Raw genomic sequence first — 1,219 nt, forward strand, 5'->3', positions numbered from 1 at the left:
AGCGTGACCAACGCGGCGCTCTCTGGCGTCACTCCCGACGGCGCGGTGCTCGCCTTCGACCGGCGCCAGCGCCACACGTTCAACAAGAGCTTCGAGCAGTACGTCTCGACCCGCGTCGGCCCGGGCCGCATCAATGGTGGCCGCGCGCTCTTGCAGCGCCATGCCGCGCTGCTCTCGCGTATCGAGCAGCAGTTCGGCGTGCCCCGTTATATCCTGGTCGCGATCTGGGGGCTGGAGAGCGATTTCGGCAAGGGTGACATCGGCAAGATGCCGGTGGTCCGCACGCTGGCGACCCTCGCGCATGATTGCCGCCGCACCGACCTGTTCCAGGGCGAGCTGCTCGCCGCGCTCAAGATCGTGCAGCGCGGCGACCTGCCGCTGCGCGACCTCATCGGCGCCTTTGCCGGCGAGATCGGCCAGACCCAGTTCCTGCCGTCGTCCTACATCAAATACGGCGTCGATTTCGACGGCGATGGCCATGTCGATCTCCGCCACAGCGTCCCCGACGTGCTCGCCTCGACCGCGAACTTGCTGCACACCAGCGGCTTCAAGATGGGCCAGCCCTACGGCGAAGGAACAGCCAATTTCGAGGCAATGCGCGAGTGGAACAGGGCGGTGATCTACCGCAAGACGATCGGCTATTTCGCGGACCGGCTGGCGGGGCAATGAGGGGACGTTGAACTCGAAAGGTGCGCAAAGGCGCGAAGCGCCGTGCCCACCACTTTTCCGTTGGCGCAAGAAATCGTGGGCACGCTTCGCTTTGCCCACCCTACGACAGCTAATATCGCTTGTAGGATGGGTAGAGCGAAGCGAAACCCATCGCGCCCCTCCTTGCGGAAACATGATGGGTTTCGCACTCTACCCATCCTACGAATTCACTTCCCCTTCGCCATCCGCTCCAGCTTCCTTTGCAGCGGCGCCCAATAGCTCCCCGGGCGGAAGCGCTGGAGCAGGTCCATGAAGCGGGCATCGTTGCCGATCAGGATGCGCGACTCGTTCTTTTCGATGCCCTTGATGATGCGCAGGGCGGCATCCTTCGGCGTCGTCTGCGCCGCGTTCTCGAACCGCTCGATCGACTGCGCGCGGCGGGCATTGTCGGTGATGCCGGCGCCGGTGCTGGTCCGGATGTTCTGCTGCAGATTACCGGTATCGATCACGACCTCGACGTCGAGGATCCCGATCTGCTTCATCGAGCTGTCGAACAGGATGACGTTGGTGG

At 63.9% G+C, this 1,219-nt stretch carries 1 protein-coding gene and 1 pseudogene; one reads left to right on the forward strand and one right to left on the reverse strand.

Annotated features, from left to right (window positions below; all coding sequences use genetic code 11):
* Positions 1-669 (forward strand): lytic murein transglycosylase (locus MOV75_RS38800; RefSeq protein WP_247008123.1); only part of this gene is annotated, 669 nt, incomplete at its 5' end.
* 206 nt (positions 670-875) lie between these two features.
* Here MOV75_RS38800 and MOV75_RS38805 read toward each other — a convergent pair.
* Positions 876-1,219, reverse strand: a pseudogene (locus tag MOV75_RS38805) (hypothetical protein); the annotation flags it as partial.

Source organism: Bradyrhizobium sp. PRIMUS42 (assembly GCF_023006515.1).
GTDB lineage: Bacteria > Pseudomonadota > Alphaproteobacteria > Rhizobiales > Xanthobacteraceae > Bradyrhizobium.